The sequence below is a fragment of the Enterovibrio norvegicus FF-33 genome, from assembly GCF_000286835.2.
Classification (GTDB): Bacteria; Pseudomonadota; Gammaproteobacteria; order Enterobacterales; family Vibrionaceae; genus Enterovibrio; species Enterovibrio norvegicus_A.
Genome location: NZ_AJYD02000013.1, coordinates 312125 through 338063 on the forward strand (window position 1 = coordinate 312125; position 25939 = coordinate 338063).

General features: G+C 47.2%; 24 protein-coding genes. 17 read left to right on the plus strand and 7 right to left on the minus strand.

Going from position 1 to position 25939, the window contains the following annotated elements; all coding sequences use genetic code 11:
* Nucleotides 1-2: 2 nt before the first annotated feature.
* The 10 genes from bolA (at nt 3) to dinB (ending at nt 9400) form a co-directional block, all read left to right on the plus strand.
* Entirely contained in the window at nt 3-326 is a 324-nt protein-coding gene (bolA, locus tag A1OO_RS03730; protein ID WP_017004686.1) for a transcriptional regulator BolA, read from the plus strand.
* 499 nt (nt 327-825) lie between these two features.
* Nucleotides 826-2166, plus strand: coding sequence for a Na(+)-translocating NADH-quinone reductase subunit A (locus A1OO_RS03735; protein WP_035008722.1), 1341 nt, complete (start codon nt 826-828; stop codon nt 2164-2166).
* A 3-nt stretch (nt 2167-2169) separates the two neighbouring features.
* Nucleotides 2170-3414, plus strand: a complete 1245-nt coding sequence (locus A1OO_RS03740; protein WP_016959701.1) for an NADH:ubiquinone reductase (Na(+)-transporting) subunit B — start codon at nt 2170-2172, stop codon at nt 3412-3414.
* Nucleotides 3401-4192, plus strand: a complete 792-nt coding sequence (locus tag A1OO_RS03745) for a Na(+)-translocating NADH-quinone reductase subunit C (RefSeq protein WP_016959700.1) — start codon at nt 3401-3403, stop codon at nt 4190-4192. Before A1OO_RS03740 ends, A1OO_RS03745 begins: the two co-directional genes overlap by 14 nt.
* Nucleotides 4185-4817 carry an NADH:ubiquinone reductase (Na(+)-transporting) subunit D gene (locus tag A1OO_RS03750; RefSeq protein WP_016959699.1) on the plus strand — a complete coding sequence of 211 codons (633 nt, stop codon included), beginning with the start codon at nt 4185-4187 and terminating at the stop codon, nt 4815-4817. The genes A1OO_RS03745 and A1OO_RS03750 overlap by 8 nt, the downstream gene beginning before the upstream one ends.
* Nucleotides 4818-4824: 7 nt before the next feature.
* Complete coding sequence (gene nqrE, locus A1OO_RS03755) at nt 4825-5421, plus strand: NADH:ubiquinone reductase (Na(+)-transporting) subunit E (protein ID WP_016959698.1); 597 nt, start codon at nt 4825-4827, stop codon at nt 5419-5421.
* A gap of 31 nt (nt 5422-5452) precedes the next feature.
* Entirely contained in the window at nt 5453-6676 is a 1224-nt protein-coding gene (gene nqrF, locus A1OO_RS03760) for an NADH:ubiquinone reductase (Na(+)-transporting) subunit F (protein WP_016959697.1), read from the plus strand.
* 257 nt (nt 6677-6933) lie between these two features.
* Nucleotides 6934-7950 carry an FAD:protein FMN transferase gene (locus A1OO_RS03765; protein WP_017004687.1) on the plus strand — a complete coding sequence of 339 codons (1017 nt, stop codon included), beginning with the start codon at nt 6934-6936 and terminating at the stop codon, nt 7948-7950.
* A gap of 10 nt (nt 7951-7960) precedes the next feature.
* Nucleotides 7961-8182 carry a (Na+)-NQR maturation NqrM gene (nqrM, locus tag A1OO_RS03770; RefSeq protein WP_016959695.1) on the plus strand — a complete coding sequence of 74 codons (222 nt, stop codon included), beginning with the start codon at nt 7961-7963 and terminating at the stop codon, nt 8180-8182.
* A gap of 159 nt (nt 8183-8341) precedes the next feature.
* The gene (gene dinB, locus A1OO_RS03775) at nt 8342-9400 is read left to right on the plus strand and encodes a DNA polymerase IV (protein WP_016959693.1); all 1059 of its coding nucleotides are present in this window, start codon (nt 8342-8344) and stop codon (nt 9398-9400) included.
* 82 nt (nt 9401-9482) lie between these two features.
* On the opposite strand, the gene A1OO_RS03780 is transcribed toward dinB, so the two are convergent.
* Both A1OO_RS03780 and A1OO_RS03785 read right to left on the minus strand, forming a co-directional pair.
* Nucleotides 9483-10943, minus strand: a complete 1461-nt coding sequence (locus tag A1OO_RS03780; RefSeq protein WP_017004688.1) for an aminoacyl-histidine dipeptidase — start codon at nt 10941-10943, stop codon at nt 9483-9485.
* 126 nt (nt 10944-11069) lie between these two features.
* Nucleotides 11070-12710 (minus strand): methyl-accepting chemotaxis protein, encoded by a 1641-nt coding sequence (locus A1OO_RS03785; protein WP_017004689.1) that lies wholly within the window; start codon nt 12708-12710, stop codon nt 11070-11072.
* Nucleotides 12711-13608: 898 nt separating this feature from the next.
* Between A1OO_RS03785 and A1OO_RS03790 the strand changes: the two genes are divergently transcribed.
* The 7 genes from A1OO_RS03790 to A1OO_RS03820 all read left to right on the plus strand — a co-directional run bounded on the left by A1OO_RS03790 (nt 13609) and on the right by A1OO_RS03820 (nt 21118).
* On the plus strand, nt 13609-14895 hold the full coding sequence (locus tag A1OO_RS03790; RefSeq protein WP_016959690.1) for an NCS2 family permease: 1287 nt from the start codon (nt 13609-13611) through the stop codon (nt 14893-14895).
* Between the two features lie 66 nt (nt 14896-14961).
* A complete protein-coding gene (gene gpt, locus A1OO_RS03795) occupies nt 14962-15420 on the plus strand; it encodes a xanthine phosphoribosyltransferase (RefSeq protein ID WP_016959689.1) in 459 nt (152 codons plus the stop codon).
* A gap of 156 nt (nt 15421-15576) precedes the next feature.
* A complete protein-coding gene (gene frsA, locus A1OO_RS03800; RefSeq protein WP_017004690.1) occupies nt 15577-16830 on the plus strand; it encodes an esterase FrsA in 1254 nt (417 codons plus the stop codon).
* 225 nt (nt 16831-17055) lie between these two features.
* Nucleotides 17056-17460 (plus strand): sigma factor-binding protein Crl, encoded by a 405-nt coding sequence (gene crl, locus A1OO_RS03805; RefSeq protein ID WP_016959687.1) that lies wholly within the window; start codon nt 17056-17058, stop codon nt 17458-17460.
* Nucleotides 17461-17565: 105 nt separating this feature from the next.
* Nucleotides 17566-18723, plus strand: coding sequence for a glutamate 5-kinase (gene proB / locus A1OO_RS03810; RefSeq protein WP_016959686.1), 1158 nt, complete (start codon nt 17566-17568; stop codon nt 18721-18723).
* Nucleotides 18724-18778: 55 nt separating this feature from the next.
* A complete protein-coding gene (locus A1OO_RS03815) occupies nt 18779-20047 on the plus strand; it encodes a glutamate-5-semialdehyde dehydrogenase (RefSeq protein ID WP_017004691.1) in 1269 nt (422 codons plus the stop codon).
* 147 nt (nt 20048-20194) lie between these two features.
* Complete coding sequence (locus A1OO_RS03820) at nt 20195-21118, plus strand: LysR family transcriptional regulator (protein ID WP_017004692.1); 924 nt, start codon at nt 20195-20197, stop codon at nt 21116-21118.
* Here the strand turns inward: A1OO_RS03820 and A1OO_RS03825 are convergent.
* The 5 genes from A1OO_RS03825 to ybeD all read right to left on the minus strand — a co-directional run bounded on the left by A1OO_RS03825 (nt 21115) and on the right by ybeD (nt 25829).
* Nucleotides 21115-22008, minus strand: a complete 894-nt coding sequence (locus A1OO_RS03825; RefSeq protein WP_017004693.1) for a YjjW family glycine radical enzyme activase — start codon at nt 22006-22008, stop codon at nt 21115-21117. The two genes, A1OO_RS03820 and A1OO_RS03825, sit on opposite strands and share 4 nt — an antisense overlap.
* Nucleotides 22009-22061: 53 nt before the next feature.
* Nucleotides 22062-23603, minus strand: a complete 1542-nt coding sequence (locus tag A1OO_RS03830) for a YjjI family glycine radical enzyme (protein ID WP_017004694.1) — start codon at nt 23601-23603, stop codon at nt 22062-22064.
* A 188-nt stretch (nt 23604-23791) separates the two neighbouring features.
* Nucleotides 23792-24757, minus strand: a complete 966-nt coding sequence (gene lipA, locus A1OO_RS03835; protein ID WP_016959681.1) for a lipoyl synthase — start codon at nt 24755-24757, stop codon at nt 23792-23794.
* On the minus strand, nt 24754-25407 hold the full coding sequence (gene lipB / locus A1OO_RS03840; RefSeq protein ID WP_026024032.1) for a lipoyl(octanoyl) transferase LipB: 654 nt from the start codon (nt 25405-25407) through the stop codon (nt 24754-24756). The genes lipA and lipB overlap by 4 nt, the downstream gene beginning before the upstream one ends.
* Nucleotides 25408-25559: 152 nt before the next feature.
* On the minus strand, nt 25560-25829 hold the full coding sequence (gene ybeD / locus A1OO_RS03845; protein WP_017004696.1) for a DUF493 family protein YbeD: 270 nt from the start codon (nt 25827-25829) through the stop codon (nt 25560-25562).
* Between the last annotated feature and the right edge of the window lie 110 nt (nt 25830-25939).

Consider the following 25939-nt stretch of genomic DNA (forward strand, 5'->3'; position numbering starts at 1 on the left):
GTATGATTGTTCAAAAAAATATTGAGCAGAAACTGAACACTGCTTTTTCGCCTATCTTTTTAGAAGTGCTTAATGAAAGTAATATGCACAATGTGCCTGTTGGGTCAGAAAGTCATTTCAAAGTGACGGTTGTTAGTGGTGACTTTGAAGGGCAGCGTTTAATCACAAGGCATCGTGCGGTAAACCAAACACTGGCGGATGAGTTGAAAAATGATATCCATGCATTGGCAATTCATACATATACTGAGAGTGAGTGGCATGATTTGATTGGGCATTCACCGAACTCACCACCGTGTCGTGGTGGGTCTTTACACGATAAGAAATAATAATATCGCGATGGGCTGTTAAACAAACAACCCATTACTGCGCAGTAATATGTTCGACTAAGATTTCCAGCTGTTCAACATAACGGCTTTGGATTCAGAGTATGGCAATGGTCGTCAGCAGATTGTTAAGAAATGTAGTGTATTAATCAATTCAACATTAAGACAGGCTTTCGTGAGTTATGTTGATTTTGTAACACTTTTTACACACTACGTTTGCATGACATTTTGTGCACCGGCTCATACTTATCACTCTCAATTGGCGATAGTTTGCTCAGTTGTTGAAATTTCAGGGTGCATCACGGTGATTGCCGTGGAATAGCATCTTTGGTTGATGATAGAATCCATCGCTTGAAAACTGACCCCGTCCGCACAATTGTTGCGGATTGGTGATGAGGAAGTTGCGAAGGCTTGGGGTGTGTATCATCCCGCCAAACAGTAGAAAGTCGTGTATCAACTGCGCAATAACAGAATTTTTCCCGTTAATGTAGTGCAAGTGCGTATGATTACAATAAAAAAGGGCTTGGATATCCCAATTTCAGGGACTCCTGCTCAGGTGATAAATGATGGCTCAGCCATCACAAAAGTCGCCTTGCTAGGCGAAGAGTACGTTGGCATGCGTCCAACAATGCATGCTCGTGTTGGGGATGTAGTGAAAAAAGGTCAGATTCTTTTTGAAGATAAAAAGAATGTTGGCGTTAAATTCACTGCGCCTGCAGCGGGTACTGTGGTTGAGATTAACCGTGGTGCAAAACGTGTTCTTCAGTCTGTTGTCATCGAAATCGAAGGCAACGAGCAAGTCACTTTCAATAAATATGAAGCCTCTGAAATTGCAGGTCTTGATCGCCAAATGGTTGTTGACCAATTGGTGGAATCGGGTCTGTGGACTGCGCTTCGTACTCGTCCATTTAGTAAAAACCCTGCGGTTGATGCGAAACCTTCTGCTGTGTTCGTCACCGCAATGGATACCAACCCTCTCGCAGCAAACCCTGAGCTGATCATTAATGAGCAGCAAGAAGCGTTTGTAGCAGGCTTGGATGTTCTTTCGCGTCTGACAGACGGCAAAGTTTACGTGTGTAAAGGTGAGTCTAGCCTGCCACGTAGCTCGCAGTCTAACGTTGAAGAGCAAGTGTTTAATGGCCCTCACCCAGCTGGTCTGGTGGGTACTCACATTCACTTCCTTCGCCCTGTTGGCGCAGAGTTGCAGGTTTGGCACCTGAACTACCAAGACGTGATTGCGTTCGGTAAGCTTTTCCTTGAGGGTGAGCTGTATACCGACCGCGTGATTGCTTTGGCAGGTCCAGTGGTTAACAACCCACGCCTTATCCGTACGCAAATCGGTGCGTCAATCAATGAGCTGACAAACAGCGAATTGATGCCTGGAGAAATCCGTCTCATTTCTGGCTCCGTACTAAGTGGAACACAAGCTGGTGGTGTTCACGGTTACCTTGGTCGTTTCCACTTACAATTAAGTGCGTTGCGCGAAGGTCGTGAAAAAGAACTGTTTGGCTGGATCACTCCAGGTAAAAACAAATTCTCAGTTACGCGTGCGTATTTGAGTCAGTTCTTTAAAGGTCAGCTGTTTAACATGACGACTACCACTAATGGTAGTGAGCGTTCAATGGTACCAATTGGTAACTATGAGCGTGTTATGCCACTGGACATCGAGCCAACACTTTTGCTACGAGATATCTGTGCAGGCGATCTGGACAGCATGGCTCAGCTAGGTGCACTTGAACTGGATCCTGAAGATCTTGCTCTGTGTACATTTGTTTGCCCTGGCAAATACGATTTTGGTCCGATGCTACGTGAGTGCCTTGATCAAATTGAGAAGGAAGGGTAACCGATGGGCTTGAAAAAATTTCTTGAAGATATCGAACCGCATTTTGAACCGGGCGGTAAGCACGAGAAATGGTTTGCGCTTTACGAAGCTGCAGCGACACTTTTTTACACCCCTGGTCTAGTGACAAAGCGCGGTGCTCACGTTCGTGACAGCATCGATCTGAAGCGCATTATGATCATGGTATGGCTGGCTGTATTCCCAGCAATGTTCTTCGGTATGTACAACTCGGGTAATCAGGCTGTTATGGCACTGAACTCGATGTATAGCGCTGATCAACTTGCAGCCATTGTGGGTGGTAACTGGCATTACTGGTTAACAGAAATGCTAGGGGGGTCGCTGTCTCCTGATGCAGGTTGGGCAAGCAAAATGTTGCTTGGTGCAACCTACTTCCTACCAATCTACGCGACGGTATTTATCGTCGGTGGTTTCTGGGAAGTGTTGTTCTGTATGGTGCGTAAGCATGAAGTCAACGAAGGTTTCTTTGTCACTTCTATCCTGTTTGCGTTGATCGTTCCGCCTACACTTCCTTTGTGGCAAGCAGCTATAGGTATTACCTTTGGTGTTGTTGTTGCAAAAGAAATCTTTGGTGGTACTGGTCGTAACTTCCTGAACCCTGCTCTTGCTGGCCGTGCATTCCTGTTCTTCGCTTATCCTGCACAAATCTCTGGTGATTTGGTTTGGACTGCGGCTGACGGCTTCTCTGGTGCAACGGCGCTTAGCCAATGGGCTGCAGGCGGTCAAGGCGCACTAGTGAACAACGTTTCTGGTAGCACGATCACTTGGATGGATGCTTTCATCGGTAACATCCCTGGTTCCATCGGTGAAGTATCGACGCTGGCTATCTTGATTGGTGGCGCAATGATTGTTGCAATGCGAATTGCATCATGGCGCATCATTCTGGGTACGTTGATTGGTCTTGTTGCAACGGCAACGCTATTCAATATTGCAGGCTCTAGCACCAACCCAATGTTCAGCATGCCTTGGCACTGGCACTTGGTTTTGGGTGGCTTTGCATTCGGTATGATGTTCATGGCAACCGACCCAGTTTCAGCGTCTTTCACCAATAAAGCGAAGTGGTGGTATGGCATCCTGATTGGTGCGATGGCAGTGATGATTCGTGTGGTTAACCCAGCGTACCCAGAAGGTATGATGCTGGCTATCCTGTTTGCGAACCTGTTTGCCCCGCTGTTCGACAACCTGGTAGTACAGGGTAACATCAAACGGAGACTGGCTCGTGTCAAGCAATAACGATAGCATTAAAAAAACGCTGACCGTAGTTGTCGCGCTGAGCCTAGTTTGTTCAGTCGTGGTTTCTTTTGCAGCGGTGTCTTTGCGTCCACTACAGCAGGAAAATGCAGTACTCGATGTTCAGCGCAACATCCTGTCTGTTGCTGGTATTCCTGTTGGAGCGAGCAAGACCGAAGTTAACCAAGCTTTTGAAAAATTCATCGTTCCTCGCCTTGTTGATCTTTCAACGGGTGAGCTAACGGGTACGGAAGCTGAAGCTGAAGCTTATGACCAACGCGTTGCAGCGTCGGATCCCTCTCAATCAGTCAAGCTTGCTGCAGAGCAGGATTTGGCGAAGATTGGTCGTCGCGCTAATTTAGCGAAGGTCTACTTGGTTAAGAATGACCAAGGCGGGACTGACGAAGTGATTCTTCCTATGCACGGTAATGGTCTGTGGTCAATGATGTACGCTTTTGTTGCTGTTGAGACTGACGGTAACACCGTTGGTGGTATCACATACTACCAGCAAGGCGAAACTCCGGGACTGGGTGGTGAAGTTGAAAACCCGCGCTGGCGTTCACAATTCGAAGGCAAAGTGCTGTTTGATGACAAAGGTCAGCCAGCAATTCGCATCGTTAAAGGTGGCGCACAACCGGGTGACATCCATGGTGTAGATGGACTGTCGGGTGCAACACTGACTTCAAACGGTGTTCAGCACACATTCGACTTCTGGCTCGGTAACAATGGCTTTGGCCCGTTCCTGAAGATGGTTCAAAAGGGAGAGCTGAACAATGGCTGATACTAAAGAACTGAAAGAGAATCTATGGGCGCCGATACTTAGCAACAACCCGATTGCCCTTCAGGTTCTAGGTGTGTGTTCTGCATTGGCAGTGACCACCAAGCTAGAAACTGCATTTGTTATGACGATAGCAGTTACGTTTGTAACCGCGTTTTCTAACTTGTTTGTTTCGGCTATTCGTCACCACATTCCTAACTCTGTACGTATCATCGTGCAGATGGCGATCATTGCATCGCTGGTCATCGTGGTTGACCAGATCTTGAAAGCGTACGTTTACGATATCTCTAAACAGCTATCTGTATTCGTTGGCCTGATCATCACCAACTGTATCGTTATGGGACGTGCAGAAGCGTATGCGATGAAGTCTGCGCCACTGCCATCATTCATTGACGGCATTGGTAATGGTCTTGGCTACGGCTTCGTACTGATCACTGTTGGTTTCTTCCGTGAACTGTTGGGTTCTGGCAAATTGTTTGGCGTGTCTATTCTGCCTCTGACTTCAGAAGGCGGTTGGTATCAGCCAAACGGTATGATGTTGCTGGCTCCATCAGCGTTCTTCCTGATCGGCTTTATGATCTGGGTTATACGTGAGTTCAAACCTGAACAAGTAGAAGCGAAGGAGTAAGGACGTAATGGAACATTACATTAGCCTTATGGTTCGTTCGATTTTCATCGAGAACATGGCGCTGTCATTCTTCCTAGGTATGTGTACTTTCTTGGCTGTTTCCAAGAAAGTAAAAACATCGTTTGGCCTAGGTGTCGCAGTTATCGTCGTACTGACCATCGCTGTTCCTGTCAATAATCTGGTTTATAACCTGATTTTGAAAGACGGCGCGTTGGCACCAGGCATTGATCTGAGCTTCCTGAACTTTATCACCTTCATCGGTGTTATCGCGGCGTTGGTTCAGATTCTGGAAATGGTCCTAGACCGCTTTTTCCCGCCACTTTACAACGCACTGGGTATCTTCCTTCCGCTTATCACAGTTAACTGTGCGATTTTCGGTGGTGTATCTTTCATGGTTCAGCGTGACTACAATTTCGCAGAATCAGTGGTATACGGCGCAGGGTCGGGGATCGGCTGGATGCTAGCGATTGTTGCGCTGGCAGGTATTCGTGAAAAAATGAAGTATTCTGATGTTCCTCCTGCTTTACGTGGTTTGGGTATTACCTTTATCACCGTAGGTTTGATGGCGTTGGGCTTTATGTCTTTCTCTGGTGTTCAACTGTAAGTCGGGTAAACCGCGATATAAGGATTAGTCAATGGACATTATTCTTGGTGTAGTGATGTTTACTCTTATCGTACTGGTATTGGTTCTGGTGATCTTGTTCGCCAAATCAAAACTGGTACCTTCAGGTGACATCATCATCTCTGTAAATGGCGATTCAAATCTGGCAATTACCACACAGCCAGGTGGCAAGCTACTGACCGCTCTTGCGGGCGCTGGCGTATTCGTTTCTTCAGCTTGTGGTGGCGGTGGCTCTTGTGGTCAGTGCCGCGTGAAGATCAAATCAGGTGGCGGTGACATTCTGCCGACTGAGCTTGATCACATCAGCAAAGGTGAAGCACGTGAAGGCGAGCGCTTGGCCTGTCAGGTAGCAATGAAAACTGACATGGACATCGAGCTGCCAGAAGAAATTTTTGGTGTGAAAAAGTGGGAATGTGAAGTTATCTCTAACGATAACAAAGCAACCTTCATCAAAGAACTGAAGCTGCAAATTCCAGATGGCGAGTCAGTGCCTTTCCGTGCGGGTGGTTACATCCAAATCGAAGCGCCTGCTCACCACGTTAAGTACGCAGATTACGATGTTCCTAAAGAATATCGTGAAGACTGGGAGAAGTTTAACCTGTTCCGTTACGAGTCCAAGGTTAACGAAGAAACCATTCGTGCGTATTCAATGGCGAACTACCCTGAAGAGTTTGGCATTATCATGCTAAACGTGCGTATTGCTACGCCGCCACCTAACAACCCAACTGTTGCGCCAGGCATTATGTCTTCGTACATTTGGTCGTTGAAAGAAGGCGATAAGTGTACGATTTCAGGACCGTTTGGTGAGTTCTTCGCGAAAGATACTGATGCAGAAATGGTATTTGTGGGCGGTGGTGCAGGTATGGCACCAATGCGTTCTCACATTTTCGACCAGCTCAAGCGTCTGAACTCTACGCGTAAGATGTCTTTCTGGTACGGTGCTCGCTCTAAGCGTGAAATGTTCTATGTAGAAGATTTTGACGGCCTAGCTGCTGAAAACGAAAACTTCGTTTGGCACTGTGCGCTTTCTGATCCACTGCCAGAAGATAACTGGGAAGGCTACACTGGCTTTATCCATAACGTGTTGTTTGAGAACTATCTTAAAGATCACGACGCCCCAGAAGATTGTGAGTTCTACATGTGTGGTCCTCCAATGATGAATGCGGCAGTTATCGGCATGCTGAAAGACCTTGGTGTTGAAGACGAAAACATCCTGCTTGATGATTTCGGTGGCTAAACACCGCTAAGTCGAAAAGACAAATGGCTGGCCTTAGGGTCAGCCATTTTGCATATACATCGATACGAACACATCGATATGAATACACAGATACCAATCTCAGTAGATATTTTCGCGTCTCATCAATTGGCTGTCTCTGCGACTGAGATACGTTGCTATCTCACCGCAAATACATACTGCGATTCGTATTAAGCGGACCTCAATCTCCCATCGTAATCATGGTCTGTGTGTCTAATTTCAACCAACTGGATGAAGTAATGAAAAAATTCCTGTTGTCTCTCGGTCTTATTGTAAGCAGCCTGCTTGTGCTTACAGGATGTGAACAAGCACCAAAACAAGTTCATCTCACTGGTTCTACTATGGGGACCTACTATTCGGTGAAATACATGTCGGATGGTGACGTGCCAAGTCATGATGTTATTCAGACCGAGATCGATATTCGCTTGGAGCGGGTGAACGACCAAATGTCGACGTACCGCAAGGACTCCGAGTTGAGTCGCTTTAATCAGCAAAAAGGCAGTGAGCCATTTTCTGTGTCGGCAGATACCGCATTGGTTGTCGCTGAAGCCATTCGTCTCAATAAGCTGTCTGAGGGTGCGCTGGATGTTACTGTTGGGCCATTAGTGAATCTCTGGGGCTTTGGTCCTGAGGGACGACCTGATCGCGCGCCTAGTGATGTTCAAGTGGCTGAACGCAGAGCAATGACCGGCATCGAATTTATCGAGGTTGATGGTCATTTTCTGACGAAAACCAACCCTGATCTTTATGTCGATTTATCGTCGATTGCGAAGGGGTTTGGTGTTGATGTGGTTGCTAACTATTTGGCGGAGTTAGGGATTAAAAACTACTTGGTTGAGATTGGTGGTGAACTTCAACTTCATGGCGTGAATGCCGAAGGTGTGCCTTGGCGTATCGCGATTGAAAAACCAAGCACTGAACAGCAAACTGTCCAAGAAATCATTGCGCCGGGTGATATGGCCGTTGCGACGTCAGGGGATTATCGCAATTATTTTGAAGAAGATGGCATACGTTACTCTCACACCATTGATCCAAAAACAGCCAAGCCGATCAATCATCGTTTGGTGTCGGTGACTGTGCTGGATAAATCATGTATGACGGCTGATGGCTTCTCGACTGCCTTTATGGTGATGGGGCCAGAAAATGCACTAGCGCTGGCTAACAGTGAAAATATTCCAGCATTTTTCATTGTAAAGACCGATAATGGATTTAAAGAAATCGCATCGGACGCATTTAAACAATATCTAACACGTTAAGGGTAATGAGATGTCTGAGTATCTGATAACGTTTTCGGTTTTCTTGCTAGTGATTGCTGGCATGGCGATCGGCTACATTATTCAACGCAAAACCATCAGTGGAAGCTGTGGTGGTCTGGGCTCTGTTGGCATTGAAAAAGAATGTGACTGTCCAGAACCTTGTGATGCAAGGCAAAAGCGCGAAGCGCGTGCTGCCAAAGCAGCTGAGTGGAAGAAGAATCAAATCATTTGATCTATTTGAATCATCTGACTCATGAGGGCCAGTCACAGACTGGCCTTTTTTATCGGTAGTTCCCTGCCTCCAAAGCCCCTAACACCTTTGCTTCGAAGATTGACAACCGCATCGGTTGCTGTGTATACATACAGTATCTGATTGTCAGGCTCTCTATCCATGAAAAAAATTGTGCACATCGATATGGATTGTTTCTATGCCGCTGTAGAGATGCGTGATAGCCCTGAGTTGCGGGATATTCCTCTTGCCATTGGCGGCTCAGAAACGCGCAGAGGTGTGATATCGACCTGTAATTACCTTGCTCGAAAATATGGTGTTCGCTCAGCGATGGCGACGGCACATGCTAAGAAACTTTGCCCCAACCTCACGGTAGTTCGTGGTGACATGAACAAGTACAAAGCCGTTTCTCTTCAAATTCGAGCCATTTTTGCTCGGTATACCGACAAAGTAGAGCCCCTATCCCTTGATGAAGCTTATCTTGATGTGAGTGACTGCTCACTATTTAGAGGCTCAGCAACGCTTATCGCTGAAGACATTCGACAAGCGATTAAACGCGAGCTCGGATTAACAGCGTCAGCCGGGGTGGCACCCGTTAAGTTCATCGCCAAAGTGGCATCTGATTTAAACAAGCCTGACGGTATCTATGTGATCACGCCGGATGAAATCGATGCATTTGTGAAGAACTTGCCGTTGGAGAAAATTCCAGGCGTGGGTAAAGTGACCTTGGTGAAACTGCATGAACTTGGCTTATTTAAAGGTGAAGACGTTCAGCAGTTTGATCAAAATCTATTACTTCAGCGATTTGGTAAATTCGGTCATGCGTTATGGAATCGATGTCAGGGCATTGATGAAAGAGACGTTGAAACCGACCGTGTTCGCAAGTCGGTGGGGGTGGAGCGGACTTTGCCAGAAGACATTCGCACCGAAGCGGAGTGCTTGGCCGTCATGGAGTCACTTTATGATGAGATGGAAACGCGTTTAAAGCGAGTGTGTCCTGATATGGACATTGCGCGCCAAGGGGTCAAACTTAAATTTTCCGATTTTCAGTTAACCTCGGTTGAACATCGTCAGTGGTGCTTCGATACGAATGTGTTTCCTGATCTCTTAAAAGAAGCGCTAGCTCGCCAACAAGGAAGAGGTGTGCGTTTGATAGGGTTAAGCGTCGGGCTTAAATCGGAAGACAAAGACAAGGCCGCACAGTTGAGTTTTGAATGGTAAAAGAGCGCCAATCGGCGCTCTTAACGTTTAGCTTCCTTGCATCAATCATTTGTCATGATTAATGCGCTCTTATTTAATGCAATTATGCTTTTTCCGGAATGGCACTGAGCATAGCAATCATTTGTTCCCAGAACAGACCAACAGTAGCAATGTTGACTTTCTCATCGGGAGAATGCGGAAACTTGATCGTTGGGCCGAAAGAGATCATGTCCATGTTTGGGTATGGCTCTTTGAACAAACCACATTCCAAACCTGCGTGGATCACCATGATGTCCGGCACGCGGCCGTAGATGTCTTCATAGGTTTTGCGGAAGATGTGCATAATTTCTGATTCTGGATCTGGTTTCCAGCCTGGGTAAGCGCCTGAGAATGTCACCTCAGCGCCGGCTAGTTCACCCAATGATCGCAGCATGCTTTCAACATAACTGCGACCACTATCCCCCAGTGAGCGGATAAGGCAAAGCAGTGTCATGGTATTTTCTTCTGTGGTGATCACACCGAGATTTAACGATGTCTCTACGACACCGTCAATATCATCACTCATACGGATCACGCCGTTAGGACAGGCATTAATACTGGCAATGATGCGACCTTGTACGTTAGATGTCAGTGCTTGCTCGCTGATCTCGTTATCTAATACTGATAATGCAATAGAGGTTTCAATGGCCGCCAATTCTTCTTTTAGCACTGTTTCAAAATGCATAAAGAGTGACGCTAATTTTTCGGCATTCTCAGCAGGTATCGCGACATGGGCAAAGGCTTCGCGTGGGATTGCATTACGCAATGTACCACCGCGAATAGAGATAAGGCGTAAGCCTAAATCGTCAGCGTGACCGGCAAGAAAGCGTCCAAGAAGTTTGTTGGCGTTGGCGCGACCAGTGTGAATATCAACACCAGAGTGTCCGCCTTTGAGACCTTTGATTTGCAGTGCTTTACCCACATAGCCTTCTCCTAGTGCTTCTCGCTCTAGGGTGAACGCAATGGAAGTATCGACACCGCCTGCACAGCCCATGTAAATTTCGCCTTCCTGCTCCGAGTCAGTGTTTAGCAAAATGTCACCGTCTAACCAGCCTTCTTTGAGGCCAAATGCGCCAGTCATGCCCGCTTCTTCGTCGATAGTGAGTAGCACTTCGAGAGGGCCATGAGCAATATCATTGGCGGCAAGTACAGCAAGACAGGTTGCCATGCCCATACCGTTATCTGCGCCAAGCGTTGTGCCGTCAGCCGTTACCCAATCGCCGTCAATGTACGGACGAATCGGGTCGGTGACGAAGTCATGATCTGTGTTTTCGTTTTTCTGAGGCACCATGTCTATGTGAGCTTGAAGCACCACGCCTTTTCTGTTTTCCATTCCTGGTGTTGCTGGTTTCTTGATGATGACGTTACCCACATCATCTCGACACACCGACAAACCTTCATGGGTTGCCCAGTCCACAATGTATTGTGCGAGCTGGTCTTCATGCTTTGACGGGTGAGGAATGGAACAAATTTTGTCGAAAAACTGCCACACAGGTTGCGGCGACAATTGGCTGATCTCTGACACGGGCGATCTCCAGAAAAACACAGAATGAAAAAAGGCATGCAGTACTGCATGCCAATAAGCTAACAGAATTTGCAGCCGAAAAGTATGCCTTGTTAAAAGCATATCGCTACATATCGTATGAAATGCCTACATCTTAAACTGCCCGATAGCGCTTTTAAGCTGAACGCCAACTGCCGAAAGCGCCAAGCTTTGCTCAGTCAAATCGCGACTTTGTTCTACCGTCTCTTTCCCTTTGTCGACAAGGTTGTGAAGATTGACATTGATCTCCTCCGTAGCCGCCGCCGTTTGGTGGCATGCGGACGCGATGGATTGATTGATGGCGGTGATTTCGCAAACTTTACCATCAATTTCAGTCAGAGAGTGGAGGACATGCTGACTATGTTCTGCGGTGGCTTTCGACAGATTTTGTGTTGTACCGAGTGTGTTATTTAACGATGTGGCACGTGTTTGCAATGTCGTGATGATGTTTTCTATCTCGTCTGTGCTTTGTTGAGTGCGAATAGCCAGTGTTCTAACTTCATCTGCAACCACGGCGAAGCCGCGTCCCTGATCGCCTGCACGAGCAGCTTCAATGGCCGCATTGAGTGCCAAAAGGTTGGTTTGCTCAGCAATAGTGCGGATAACGTCCAATACTTTACCGACATTTTTAGAATCATCAGCCAACACCGTGGCTTCGGTTGCGGCGCTTTGAAGGCTATCTACCATTGCCAACATTTGCTCGCGCATATCATTAACCACGCTTTGCCCGCCATTGCATTCGTCTGCTGCGTTTTGAGCTTCATCCGCAGCATGGGCTGCTGACGTTGCGATCTCCTGATTACTGGCAAGTAATTCGTTGACCGCGGCAGAAATACTATCTATCTCCGTACTTTGTTGGTTGGCAAGGCGTTCTGAGGTCTCGGATAGACGGGTTATCTCATTTGCCGAACGAGAGATAGTGTCAGAGACTGGGTTGATCTCGCTGACTATGCCACGGATCTGATCGATAAATCGGTTAAAAAAGCGGGCTATCTGACTAAGTTCATCTCGCCCTTTGAGTGATAGCTTATGGCTGAGATCACCTTCTCCGCTTGATATGTCTCGTAGTGCTTTGGCCGTTTGCGTACTGGGTGCAACGATAGATTGCCCAATGACGGCACTGATCAATAGAACGATGACCAATATGCCAAAGACGTTGATGAGCAAAAAGGTGAGTTCTTTGGTGAACGCGGTAGCAACGTCATCCACATAGATGCCAGTGCCTAGCACCCATCCCCATGGTTTGAACAATTTTACATAAGACGCTTTCTCGACGGGATTGTCTGAACTGGGCTTACTCCAGTAGTAGTCAACAAAACCACCCCCAGACTGAGTGGCAACCTGTGCCATTTCGACAAACAACCGTTTCCCAGCCTTATCCTCAAACATTGTCAAATCCTGACCGTTAAGCTTTGGCTTGATAGGGTGAAGGATCATGGTTGGGTGACTGTCATTTATCCAAAAGTAGTTATTTTGATCATAGCGGAGTGAGGCTACAGCGTTGAGAGCGAGTTTCTTGGCTTGCGCTTCACTTAGTTCGCCATCGATAAAACGCTGATAATGATGTTTTACCAAGCTATGAGCACTATCGACCAGTACCTTAGTTTCATCCTTTTTAAAGACCATCAGATTGTTGTAGTTCTGAGTGGCAAAGAGGTAGATCGGCAGTAGCATTGCACTTAGTGTGATTGCAACCAGGAAGAATACGCGGTTGCGTATATTGATATTTCGAATTACGTCAACAAGCATCAATAACAATCCCTATTTCTATTGTTTTGTTGTTTCGGGATGGATACTTTTTCAACTAACTGGTTACGCTGCAAGCATGTGAGCCTAAATTGTTGCCACATATAACATTATTATTTTCGAGACGTTTTTATTGTGTAATTTAATTACACAATAGTTTCATATGCAGTAGTTAATGTGATTTAGATCTCTTTTTGCATTGTAATTAAATAACGTAAAGGCTACTATCTCACCGTCTTCTGGATGGGCAGTGAGCCCAAAGACACAGCCATGCGCTAGCATTTGTTTATGGATAAACCCGAAATTATTCGTCTCCACGGAACCGAGCTTTACTAAAGCTGCATTTATTCGATTCGAATTTTTTGAGGTACAAATGATGAAAGGCAACTCTGCGTGTCATTACTGGAATCGTAGTTCCGTATACACCAATAATTTTCGTTATCCGGCGACGTTCGGATACAAAAGCAAGTAACTAATGGCTTGCTGATAGAAGAATTACCCCGCTCTAACAGATATTTCGTTTCCATTTTGGAAATCAGACTTTTATCTGGCGCCACTTTTTAGTGGCGTTTTTTTTGTCTTAAATTCTGAAATATTGGCTTTGTCTCTGATTGAACAGGCACCTTGAGGTAAATGGGGGGTATGCTCGTCTCAGATTTACGGTTTGTTCATTTCTTAATCTAAATTCCCCTCTAATATGTATGCCTTAAACTGACTAAATCATCAGGATGATGATAAGTCGCTTGTTTCGCCACCGATCGGAGTCTAAGTGATGCAATTCACACTGGAAATTTCACGAAGTGGCGGGTAAGATTCGCGTCAAATTTCGACGCAAACGTTTTCGTAAAACGTTCGTGTCTTATTGACTGGCATACACACACTTTCCAAGGAACCGAAAGCCATGCTTGAGCGTCTATTTAAGTTAAAAGAGCAAGGTACAGATATTCGAACCGAAATCATTGCGGGATTGACAACTTTCCTGACAATGGCCTACATCATTTTTGTGAACCCAGCGATCTTGTCTGAAACAGGCATGGACCGTGGAGCGGTATTTGTTGCGACCTGTTTGGCTGCGGCAATTGGCTGTTTCGTGATGGGTTTGGTTGCGAACTATCCTGTTGCCCAAGCACCAGGTATGGGTTTGAACGCCTTCTTTACTTACACGGTCGTATTCCAAATGGGATATTCGTGGCAGGTAGCATTGGGTGCGGTCTTCTTGTCTGGTTTGTGTTTTATCGCTTTGAGCCTGTTTAAGGTTCGAGAGTTGATTATTCACTCCATACCTCTTTCTCTACGAACAGGTATCTCTGCCGGTATCGGTATGTTTTTGGCGCTGATTGCGCTGCAAAACTCCGGCATCGTTGTGGCACACCCAGCAACCTTGGTGTCCATGGGAGATCTGTCCTCATTTGCACCTGCAATGGCAGCACTCGGGTTCTTCCTGACCATTGGCTTGGTGAATCGCGGCGTTAAAGGCGCAGTGATGATTGCTATTCTTGTTGTGACAGGTATTGCTGTTGCGACAGGTAACGTTCAGTACGGTGGCATAATGTCTGCGCCGCCAAGTCTTGCTCCAACCTTCATGCAAATGGACTTGTCCGGTGCATTTGAAGTCGGCATGATTTCTGTTGTGTTTGCATTCCTTTTCGTCGACCTGTTTGATACAGCTGGCACCTTAGTCGGTGTGGCACAAAAAGCGGACCTGATGGACAAAGATGGTAAACTACCACGCTTGAACCGTGCGCTGTTGGCGGACAGTACTGCAACCACTGTGGGTGCAATGCTGGGTACGTCAAATACGACGTCTTACATTGAAAGTGTGTCAGGCGTTGCTGCTGGTGGTCGCACGGGGTTGACCGCTGTTGTGGTCGGTATTTTGTTCCTGCTTGCACTGTTCTTCTCGCCATTGGCGGGTATGGTGCCAGCTTACGCAACAGCAGGTGCTTTGTTCTACGTGGCTATTTTGATGATGTCTGGTTTGGTTAGCGTTAACTGGCGTGACCTAACAGAAGCGGCACCCGTTGTGGTTGTTTGCTTACTGATGCCGTTGACCTACTCAATTGCACACGGTATCGGTTTAGGCTTTATCTCTTACTGCGCAATCAAAGCATTTAGTGGTAAGGGACGTGATGTACCTATCAGTATTTGGGTTCTGGCTGCCCTGTTCTTGCTGAAATTCGTTATGTAAGACACAATATGCCGCAATATTTTTTAGTGAGTTAAAAGGCGACCATCGCCTCCGAGGTTTTCTGAAATGAGCAACAAGTTTGTTATCACCTGGGACAACATGCAAATGTATACCCGCCAATTGGCTGAAAAGCTTTTACCTGCTGAGCAGTGGAAAGGTATTATCGCGGTGAGCCGTGGTGGTTTGGTTCCTGCTGCGATTTTGGCGCGTGAGCTGGGTATTCGTCATGTAGATACGGTTTGTATCGCGAGCTACGACCATGATCATCAGCGTGATATGCAAGTTTTAAAGAAAGCTGACGGCGATGGCGAAGGCTTTATCGTGGTTGACGATCTGGTCGACACTGGCGGTACTGCTGAAGTCATTCGTAACATGTACCCGAAAGCCAAGTTCGTGACGGTATGTGCGAAACCGGCGGGCAAACACTTAGTGGATGACTACGTTGTCGACATTGCTCAAGATTGCTGGATTGAGCAGCCTTGGGATATGGCTGTGACGTTTGTCGAGCCTGTTGCTAAGCGCTAAAATAACGATTTACTGAAAAGCCCCGAAAGGGGCTTTTTTTATGCTCAGAGTTAAGTAAATGTTGTTCGGTATTATTACCCCTCGGTAAGATCATGGTTTTCTGTTTACCATGGTTTACACTGGAGCCAGTTGAAATGAATGCTCTGGAGATATTCCGTGAGAGAAACAGAGTCAGAAAACCTATCCGTTAAGCTTTTCAAACCCACCAAACATGCAAAAGAAACCTCCACCATCGTAGGGAGTGTCAATCAAGCGTCAAACGACATTGATAGCGTATTAGACGGTGACAGTGACAACAGTTGGTATCGCGTGCTGCGTCGTCCGCAATGGACATGGCAAGGTGTTGATCCGATTGAGATGGAAGAAACGCTTGCGCGCATTGCTGCCTCAGACAACGACCGAAGCAATGATAAGCTGCTTGATACCGTAGTGGGTTACCGTTCGGGAAACTGGCCTTATGAATGGACACAGACGGGTATCAGCCACCAGAAAACGGCGCTATTGAAAGAAGAACAAGGCGATAAAGAGGGTGCGTTTACTGATTGGTTACGTGCGAGCACCTGTTTCAGCATTGCAGGCTATCCTCACCTAAAAGGTGACCCTCTTTCACAGCAAACCGAAATCCTTGCTAACAAAGCGTTTCATTCCGCGATGGAAAAGTCGACGTTCAGAATTGAAAAAGTGGTGACTAAAGTTGACGGTAAGTCGCTAGAAGGGTTTCTTTATATTCCTCATACCGATGAGCCGCTTCCGACTGTTATTGTGAGTGGTAGCTTAGATAGTTTGCAGACCGATCTCTGGCATTTATTCCAAACCTATTTCGCGCCTGCAAACATCGCGATGTTAACCCTTGATATGCCTTCGGTTGGTAGAAGCAGCGCGTGGAAGCTCACTGAAGATAGCAGTCGTTTGCATCAAGCGATGCTCCATGAGTTGGTCTCAGTGCCTTGGGTTGATCAACATCGAGTTGGTTGTTTAGGCATTAGGTTTGGTGCGAATGCCGCAGTGAGAATGGCGTTTGTAGAGCAAAATCTAATTAAGTCTTGCGTTTCTGTTGGCGGTATTCTTCATGCCATGCTGACAGATGCTAAGCGTCTCAAGAATATCCCCCCAATGCACTTAGATACGATTGCTTCTCGTATGGGGAAAAGTAGTGCGTCTGCGTCGCTGCTGACACAACTTCAAGCATTATCACTTCGTCATCAGGGATTGCTCAACGGCAGAAAAACCAAGGTACCGATCTTGGCGCTTGGTCTGGATGGCGATCCAGTGTGCCCAGATTCTGATAATCAACTGGCTGCGCTATACAGTTATGGAGGAAGGGCAAAAACCTTGCCGAGCAAACCTATTCATGACGGATATCACAGAATTATGCTTGAAGCTATTGAGTGGTTCACAAGAACATTGTGATCTAGATCTTTATACTGCCTTGGGATAAAGACAGATTAATCAAAGCTCTCTGCCAAAGGACGAATTTTATCCGGTTGCATGTTATACAGTGATTGTTTGCTGTTTAAGCGTTTCCTCCTTTTGGGGGTGATTAAAAGTACGGAATGGCGGTACAGCCAACTTCTTACGCTAGTAAACATGCGATTGATAATAAAGAGATGGATATTCGCCTTAAGGGAGCTTGCTATGACCGAAGAAACTAAAACCTTATCTCATGGACGCCTGCTGACAAGGTTTGCTCAGCTTGGTCCTTATTTGCGTCAAAAGAAATCGACGGGGGAAAGCTACTTTTTTGATTGCCTTTCTGCTTGTGTTAATGCCAAAAAAACGCCCGAAAGTCGTGAGTTTTGGGGGTGGTGGATGAAGTTAACGCCAAAAGAAGGCGGCTTCGAATATTCCTACACCTTTGGGAAATTTAATACCGAAGGCGAATGGCTGGAAGAAAAATTACCGAAGAAATGTGTGCAGGAAGTGACGGAATCTCTCGATACTTTCTATAAAAAAATTGCGGGCTTTGTTGAAGGGGAGTTGGCGCTAGAAATCACAGCGCTACCATCTTTGAAGAAACCGAAATTGGGCACTGCCGCTTAAAGGCCTTAATTTGTCGATTATCGCGAGACAGTTGCTTTAATCACTTGTTATCTTGGTCTGGGATTGATAAAAGAAAGGCATATTCGCTTTTATGTTGTCAATGTCATGTCAGGCCAAGAAAACGTTTCATCTTTGATTTCTGAATCTGGCGATACACAAGATCGCCAGACCATCGTTGTAAAATTGGGAACCAGTGTGCTTACTGGTGGCTCAACCAAAATCGATCGCGCTCACCTCGTCGAATTGGTGCGTCAATGTGCCAAGCTTATTCGCCTAGGTCATCAGGTTATTGTTGTCACTTCCGGCGCTATTGCGGCGGGTCGACAACACCTCAATCATCCCGATCTCCCCAATACTATTGCCAACAAGCAAATGCTGGCAGCGGTAGGGCAAAGCCGTTTAATTCAAGAATGGGAAAGCCTGTTCGCTATTTATGGCATTAACATTGGCCAGATGCTGCTAACACGCGCAGATTTGGATGATCGCGAGCGCTATCTCAATGCCCGCGATATGCTTCAAGCACTGCTAGATAATCATATCGTTCCCGTTGTGAATGAAAATGATGCGGTTGCGACGGCTGAGATAAAAGTGGGCGATAACGATAATTTGTCGGCGCTTGTGGCGATTCTTGCTGAAGCTGACAAATTACTACTTCTAACCGATCAGCCTGGCTTGTTTACTGCAGATCCGCGTAACAACCCAGACGCTGAACTGATCCGCGAAGTGCATACGATCGATGAGACCTTACACAAGTTAGCTGGCGGCAGTGTCAGTGGTTTGGGTACGGGGGGCATGGCGACCAAGCTACAGGCCGCTGACGTAGCACGTCGAGCGGGTATTGAAGTGACTATTGCAGCAGGTAGCCGCCCAGAGGTGATTCAACATTTGGTTGAAGGAAAACCTGCAGGCACACGCTTTTTACCGTTGGCATCACCGCTTGAAAGCCGCAAACGTTGGATATTGGCCGGCCCTCCGCCTGCAGGCGACATCATTATCGATCAAGGCGCAGCGAAAGCCGTGGTAGAACGCCATAGCAGCCTATTGTCTAAAGGCATCATCGGCGTGGAAGGCCGTTTTGATCGTGGTGCAGTCGCGCGTATTTGTGATCAAAACGGTAAGCTATTAGCGCGCGGTATCTGCCGCTACTCAAGTACAGATTTAAGTGCCATCGCAGGTCGACACAGTCAGGATATTCAAGATATTCTGGGCTATGCACACGGCGCCGTTGCAATACATTGCGACGATCTCGTCGTCATTGATTAATTAATTTGGTTAGTAGCATTGCTGCTAACGCTATGGATAAGCAATAGAGGCTGACATGAGTCTGCAAACAACCGGTCTACAAACCATGGGACGCGCAGCCAAAGACGCTGCATATGTATTGGCAACGGCACCAACAGCGCAGAAGAATCAAGCGTTAGCAGTGATTGCTGATGAATTAGAAGCGAATGCAGCTAGCATCCTTGCTGCAAACGCAAAAGATATCGATGCTGGTCGTGAAGCGGGCTTGCCTGATGCAATGCTAGATCGTCTTCTGCTGAACGACGAACGTTTGGCTGGTATTGCCGCCGACGTTCGTAACGTGATTTCGCTTTCTGATCCGGTCGGTAGCGAAATGGACTGCAAAGTGCTTGAGAACGGCATGACGTTGAGCCGTCGTCGCGAGCCTATCGGCGTGATTGGCGTGATTTATGAAGCTCGACCTAACGTAACGATTGATATTGCCTCTTTGTGCCTAAAAACGGGCAACGCAAGCATCCTTCGTGGCGGTCGAGAAACCTTCCATTCAAACGTTGAGTTGGTGAAAATTATCCAAACCGCGCTGGAAAAAGCAGACCTACCCGCGGCCTCTGTGCAGTATATCGAGAAGCCAGATCGCGAATTGGTTGGTGAATTGCTGCGTCTTGATGACTATGTCGACATGATCATTCCTCGCGGCGGTGCGGGCTTGCACAAAATGTGTAAAGAAAACAGCACCATTCCGGTGATCATTGGTGGCTTCGGCATCAGCCATATGTACGTAGACAAAACCGCTGACTTGGACCGTGCATTGGATTTGATTATCAATGCTAAAGCGCAACGTCCGTCGGCCTGTAATGCCCTAGATACCTTGCTAGTGAATCAAGAGATTGCAGAAACACTTCTGCAAAAACTGACGCCATTGTTCAATGACAATAAGCTTAAGATTGTTGCTGAAGCGGCGGCATTGCCATTGTTGGGGGGTGTTGCAGACCTGCAAGAAGCGGGAGAGGGTGATTTTGATACCGAATGGTTGAGCTTTACCCTTGGCGTTGTATTGGTCTCGGATGTATACGCAGCGCTCAAACATATGCGTGACCACAATGCGAGCCACTCTGATGCGATCCTCACCAACGATTTGATGGCGGCAGAAGCGTTTATCAATGGCGCAGGGTCTGCGGCAGTGTATGTGAATGCCTCTACACGCTTCACTGATGGCGCTCAGTTCGGTTTGGGTGCAGAAGTTGCTGTGTCTACACAAAAGCTTCATGCTCGCGGCCCTATGGGCTTAGAGGAGCTGACAACCTACAAGTGGGTAGGTAAAGCGGATTATCTGTCTCGCCCATAATCGGGAAGCAGATTTTCGATGAAAAGGCGCTGAATCAGCGCCTTTATTGTGTCTGGCGTTTGCGTATATCTACGTCTAATACCAATTGGTATTAGACGGGTTTAAGGCTACGCTATGCCGTGATTGTTTGAATGAAGATGGTCTTCGATGGATTACGCCACACTTTCTCGTATAAGCGTTAAAAACCTCACCGTTATGCATGTGCTATTGATGACGCATAGCGTGACGTCAACGGCCAATATATTATGTGTGACGCCATCGAGTGTCAGCAAAGCGTTGGGACAGCTAAGAGCGCAGCTGAACGATGAGCTCTTTTTCCGCAGAGGAAACCAACTCGCACCGACACAATATGCGTTAAGTATTGGCCCCGCAATCCACAATGTTCTGTCGAACATGAATGGTATTTTTCAGCAAGGAGAATTCTTGCCTGAAACCTTTACGGGCATGCTTTCATTGTCGATGAGAGAGAGTACGTTTGAGCTTTTTGCACCTCAGTTGGGGCAAATATCTCAGCGATTGAGTGACCATGCGCAGTTGGTTATTTCCACCAAAGAGCAATTTAGCTTCGAAGCGCTTTTGAATGGAAAAATCGATTTTCTGCTGCTTCCGCATGATATCAGTCAGCCGCCGACACACAGCAAGAGTCTTATTTGGAAAACGATTTTAAGTGATGAAATGGTCTGCTTGATGAACCCGGCACACCCACTTTCCAATGAAGCGCTGACTATTGAAAAGTATTTAAGTTATCGCCACATTCGCGTCATTGATAAGGATTTGGCTGAGCCTTACTTTGAACAGACACTTACGCAACGACATGGCGCGAGAAACATTGCTGCGATGGTCGCAGACTTTGGTTCAGCGGCTTTAATGTGCCAGCATTCACCGTATCTTTTTACCTGCTCGAAACGCTGGGCTGAAACGGCTTTGCAAGGCAAGGGGCTGGTGGCCAAAGCGCTGCCATTTGATTACGGCCAAGTGGCCTATAGCTTGGTATGGAATACGGTGAGTTTGAACAATCCAGCGTGTCGCTGGTTGCACGATCAACTGGTTGGTGACACGGCAGAGATTTAGGTATAAACCGTCGGCAATTGCATGGGCCGATTGATCTTCGAAAACAACAATTCGTGGAAGCGATTCATCTCGCTTTCACTGCATTTCTCCCACGTTAACGCTTCACCGATCACACCGTGATGTTGAAACGCGTTAAGGCGGATCTTCACACCTTCAGGCAGGGTCTTTAAGTAATCTCCCACCGCATCGACTTCGGTATCCAAATCGCTTTTTCCTGGGATGTGCAGCAAACGCACTTCGTGCAGCTTGTTCTGCGTAGCCAAGTAATCAATGGTGTCGATGACGCGGTGCTTATCTCGACCGACGAGCCACAAATGCGTGTCTGATTGCCAGGCTTTGAGATCGACCATGGCACCATCAAGGTAGGGCGAAACGCGCTCCCATCCCGTGCGGGACAATGAACCATTGCTGTCGATGAAGCAGGTTAAGTGTGCAAGCTCAGGGTCAGATTTTATGGCTTTGAACAATGACAGTATAAAAGGAAGTTGCAGTGTTGCTTCACCGCCAGAAATGGTGATGCCATTGAGGAAGAAATGATGTTTGCGGATCAGCGCAAGCATCTCGTCCACGCTGTAGCGAACAATCTTCGGGTTGGATTTGTCAGGGCACACATCAATGCAACGGTCGCAGTGTGTGCATTTATCAGCATGCCAGATAACACGCTGTTGGTCGTTCTTTTGGGTATGGATGGACAGGGCATCGCTTGGACAGCTTTTCACGCAATCACCACAATGGGTGCAGTGGTTGATGGTGTGAGGATTATGGCAAGTGATGCAATCGAAGTTACATCCTTGCAAAAATACCACCAAACGGTTGCCCGGCCCATCAACACAAGAGAATGTCAGAATACGACTGACCAGTGCTTGGTTTTGCGTTGGCTTCACTGACATTCTCTTGCTCTCGTTGTGTTCGTTATTAACGGACGCTGTGATCGGCAATACTGTTACTTGTAAACAGGGGTTGATTCAAAGCTCACCACGCGTGGCGCACGGTTCAAAATCCCCGTGTTCTTCGATGCTTCTGCACCTAACCAGGTGGTGTTCTTGCGTGAACCTTCGTCGTCAAATTTCGCAATATCAGACAGCTTGATCATGTAACCCGTCACGCGAACCAAATCGTTCGACGCGACATTGGCCGTGAATTCACGGTAACCCAAGTTGATAGCGCCTTTACAAAGGTTGTACATGGCTTCAGGGTTCGATTTCACGGTCTCATCAATGGTCAGAATGTCGCTGATGCCTGATGTGTAGTGTTTGTGGTGGCCCGCCGTTGCGTGAACATACGTCACAGGATCAGGTTCAGTACCGTAAGGGATACGCACGCCTGGGGTAGCGTCCATGTCTAGGCTGATACCACCTTGGGCATGAAGCAGTGCCTTACCGTTGTAGCCGTACTTCACTGGGTTTTCGTCAACCAGTGCAGCCAGCTTTTCAGAAATGGCATGACCCAGCTCGTTGGCGCTGATGTCATGTCCGTATTTGCCTTGCTTGCCATCTTTTTCCAACAGAGCATTCACTGCTTCAGCCATGCCGTAGATGCCAAACATGGGTGCAAAACGGCTCTCTTCAATCAGGCCTTCCATTGCAAGGAAGTTGGTAAAGAAATTTGAAGATTCGTGAAGGTAAGTGCTACGAACGTCCATCAACTCAACCATCAACTTGCTGTAAGTTGGCAACGTTGTGTTGATGAAGTCTTCTGCGCTTTCTGCTTTGCTCGCGGCTTCTTTTAGGTTCATACGCACTAGGGTGTTTGAACCGCCCGCTAATGGCAGAGAGTTGTAACAGCTCACGATGCCGAAACGTTTGTCACCGTAAGCGCCAGCATGCATTGGGTAGTTGGCAATGTGTGGCTTGCTGCATTCACAGATGTTGCGAGTGGCATGGCGAAGCAAATCGTCTGGTGTGACAGCAGGGTCATACATGAACGTTAGGTTTGGTGCGATTTGTTTTAATTCAGCATCGACGCGCAAGATAGTGCGGCAGATGATGTTGTCAGCAGGACCGATGTTCGCATGCATGAATGCATCTGGCAGAGTGCGATCAAGCATGATCCAGAAACGTTTAATTTTTTGGTAGATATCTTCGTCGCTCAGCGAACCAACGTAAGGCATCAGCACATCATCGAGTTGGCCGACATACACAGGAATGTTGGTCACGGAAGGAACGTGGTGATAGATGATATTCAGCATGTTGAGTGCATCATCAAGGTTTTCTGCTGGCGTCAATTCCAAATACTCAGAACCTTGCGAAAGAAACTTCGCGTAATCTGGCAGCACGTAACGTGGTTTGAATGGCGCATGCCCTTCAAACATGTCACAGATAACACCGTCTTTCATTGCTTGCGCTATGTCGTCTTCAATCGACAGGTAAGGCAGGCTTGCCTCCGCTTCCAATGCCAGAAATTGGTTCTTCTGCTTTGGAGAAAGCGTTGGGTTGTTGATGATCTGGTAAAAACGTTGCTGCAGTTCAGAAAGGTTGTTGTTCATGGAAAAGACCCTACTTTAATTTGGGTTTATTTTACGTTGCGGCTAGGAGTTTCCACTATTAACTTTATGGGAAGGTGATATTTCCATTTTGGAAATCCGCCAAGGGCAATCGGATTTTTGGGAAACGACCAACACAAAAACGCCGAGCATGGGCTCGGCGTTTAGCATGATTAAAAGAGCAATGGTGTCTACTTGATTTCCACACCCTGCGCTTGCAGATCAGCATGGTAAGACGAGCGAACAAACGGACCACATGCAGCGTGAGTAAAGCCCAGCTCCAATGCGATATCGCGTAGTTCATCAAATTCTTCTGGCGGCACATAACGCTCAACCGGCAAGTGGTGACGGCTTGGTGCCAAGTATTGGCCGAGTGTCAGCATGGTCACACCATGCTCGCGCAAGTCTTTCAGCACTTGTACGATCTCTTCTTTGGTTTCACCCAAACCCATCATGACACCCGATTTCGTCGGCACGTTAGGGTGCATCTCACCAAATTTCTTCAGCAGTTCGAGCGACCACTTGTAGTTGGCGCCTGGGCGAGCTTTACGGTAAAGACGCGGTGCTGTTTCAAGGTTGTGGTTGAACACATCTGGCGGATTGTCTTTTAGCAATTCCAATGCCGTATCCATACGACCACGGAAATCGGGCACCAGTGTTTCAATGCGGATCTCTGGGTTTAGGGCGCGAATTTCACGGGTACAATCCGCAAAGTGTTGTGCGCCGCCATCACGCAGATCGTCACGGTCTACGGAGGTCACAACAACGTATTTGAGCTTCATGTCGCTGATGGTTTTCGCCAGTTTTGCTGGCTCATTGTCATCTGGTGCATTCGGGCGACCGTGGGCAACGTCGCAGAATGGACATCGTCGAGTACAAATTGCACCCAAAATCATAAACGTAGCAGTACCGTGGTTAAAGCACTCAGCCAAGTTCGGGCAAGACGCTTCTTCACAGACAGAATGCAGATTGTTTTTACGCAATGCAGACTTAATTTCTTGAATACGTTTGCTGTCAGAAGGAAGTTTGATCTTCATCCACTCGGGCTTGCGCAGCACTTCTTTTTTCTCAGTCGGCATGTTCTTGACCGGGATGAGCGCCATTTTGTCTGCATCACGGTATTTAACGCCGCGTTCCATCTGGATCGGTTTGCTCATAATTGATTGCTTTCTGTTAGGGACTCGACCTGATCATAGTTCAGGTGCGATGTCAGTTTATCTACTAACACAGGGTAAAGCTCAGTCAGTGATGCTGGCCCCCCTAAATCGACGGTTTGTGTCATTGCCATCCCTGCATAGCCACAAGGGTTAATGCGTAGGAACGGAGACAAATCCATATTGACGTTTAATGCCAATCCGTGGAATGAACAGCCGCGACGGATCCTAAGACCCAGCGAGCAAATTTTGTTATCACCCACATACACACCCGGTGCGTCCGGTCGTGCATTTGATTCAATACCATAGTGAGCAAGCGTATCAATCACTATGTTTTCTATGCTGGTTACCAGCTCTCTTACACCCAATTTCTTGCGTTTCAAGTCAATCAGGATATAGGCAATCTGCTGACCAGGCCCATGATAGGTCACTTGTCCGCCACGGTCACTTTGCACCACAGGAATATCTCCTGTCGCGAGTAAGTGCTCCGCTTTTCCCGCTTGGCCTTGGGTAAACACAGGTTCGTGTTCGACCAGCCAAATCTCATCACAGGTTTCAGCCGTGCGTTCGTCAGTGAAAGCATGCATGGCTTTCCACGTCGGCTCGTAAGGACGCAATCCAAGTTGTCTGATAATGAGGCGGTTCTGTTGCAAAGTACACCTGCTTGGCTAAAAAGGGCTGAGAGATTAAGGGCACCGAGCTCGTCAGTTACGCCATTATAATGACAGACGGCTGAATTAACAGCCGTCTATTTGTAAGGGCATTGTCGTAAAGTATTGTGGTGATCTTGTCTATACGTGATCGCTTACAGAACCATACGAACGATTTCAATATCACCCAGTTCTTTGTACAGCGTTTCAACTTGTTCGATAGACGTCGCTGTAATGGTGATAGACACGGCATTGTAAGTACCTTTGCCGCTGGGTGTCACTCTCGGTGTGTAATCACCCGGAGCGTGACGCTGAATGACTTCCAAAACCAGATCTGTGAGTTCTGGTTTGGCGTAACCCATCACTTTATAAGTGAATGTACATGGGAACTCCAGAAGGTCTTTTAGTTTTGGTTGCTCTTCCATTTTTTACTCCAGAATTGGCGTCGGAAGCATTGTCCGGCGACCTATATTTTGTGCTAATGATCACGCATTGCGTTGGGGGAGAATAGTAATCGTCCTGTTATAAGAAAACA

What these genes read in the sequence shown, in the direction of transcription:
- bolA (WP_017004686.1), top strand. Translation starts at nt 3, where the DNA reads ATGATTGTTCAAAAAAATATTGAGCAGAAACTGAACACTGCTTTTTCG.
- A1OO_RS03735 (WP_035008722.1), top strand. Translation starts at nt 826, where the DNA reads ATGATTACAATAAAAAAGGGCTTGGATATCCCAATTTCAGGGACTCCT.
- A1OO_RS03740 (WP_016959701.1), top strand. Translation starts at nt 2,170, where the DNA reads ATGGGCTTGAAAAAATTTCTTGAAGATATCGAACCGCATTTTGAACCG.
- A1OO_RS03750 (WP_016959699.1), top strand. Translation starts at nt 4,185, where the DNA reads ATGGCTGATACTAAAGAACTGAAAGAGAATCTATGGGCGCCGATACTT.
- nqrE (WP_016959698.1), top strand. Translation starts at nt 4,825, where the DNA reads ATGGAACATTACATTAGCCTTATGGTTCGTTCGATTTTCATCGAGAAC.
- nqrF (WP_016959697.1), top strand. Translation starts at nt 5,453, where the DNA reads ATGGACATTATTCTTGGTGTAGTGATGTTTACTCTTATCGTACTGGTA.
- A1OO_RS03765 (WP_017004687.1), top strand. Translation starts at nt 6,934, where the DNA reads ATGAAAAAATTCCTGTTGTCTCTCGGTCTTATTGTAAGCAGCCTGCTT.
- nqrM (WP_016959695.1), top strand. Translation starts at nt 7,961, where the DNA reads ATGTCTGAGTATCTGATAACGTTTTCGGTTTTCTTGCTAGTGATTGCT.
- dinB (WP_016959693.1), top strand. Translation starts at nt 8,342, where the DNA reads ATGAAAAAAATTGTGCACATCGATATGGATTGTTTCTATGCCGCTGTA.
- A1OO_RS03785 (WP_017004689.1), bottom strand. Translation starts at nt 12,710, where the DNA reads ATGCTTGTTGACGTAATTCGAAATATCAATATACGCAACCGCGTATTC.
- A1OO_RS03790 (WP_016959690.1), top strand. Translation starts at nt 13,609, where the DNA reads ATGCTTGAGCGTCTATTTAAGTTAAAAGAGCAAGGTACAGATATTCGA.
- gpt (WP_016959689.1), top strand. Translation starts at nt 14,962, where the DNA reads ATGAGCAACAAGTTTGTTATCACCTGGGACAACATGCAAATGTATACC.
- crl (WP_016959687.1), top strand. Translation starts at nt 17,056, where the DNA reads ATGACCGAAGAAACTAAAACCTTATCTCATGGACGCCTGCTGACAAGG.
- proB (WP_016959686.1), top strand. Translation starts at nt 17,566, where the DNA reads ATGTCAGGCCAAGAAAACGTTTCATCTTTGATTTCTGAATCTGGCGAT.
- A1OO_RS03815 (WP_017004691.1), top strand. Translation starts at nt 18,779, where the DNA reads ATGAGTCTGCAAACAACCGGTCTACAAACCATGGGACGCGCAGCCAAA.
- A1OO_RS03820 (WP_017004692.1), top strand. Translation starts at nt 20,195, where the DNA reads ATGGATTACGCCACACTTTCTCGTATAAGCGTTAAAAACCTCACCGTT.
- A1OO_RS03825 (WP_017004693.1), bottom strand. Translation starts at nt 22,008, where the DNA reads ATGTCAGTGAAGCCAACGCAAAACCAAGCACTGGTCAGTCGTATTCTG.
- A1OO_RS03830 (WP_017004694.1), bottom strand. Translation starts at nt 23,603, where the DNA reads ATGAACAACAACCTTTCTGAACTGCAGCAACGTTTTTACCAGATCATC.
- lipA (WP_016959681.1), bottom strand. Translation starts at nt 24,757, where the DNA reads ATGAGCAAACCGATCCAGATGGAACGCGGCGTTAAATACCGTGATGCA.
- ybeD (WP_017004696.1), bottom strand. Translation starts at nt 25,829, where the DNA reads ATGGAAGAGCAACCAAAACTAAAAGACCTTCTGGAGTTCCCATGTACA.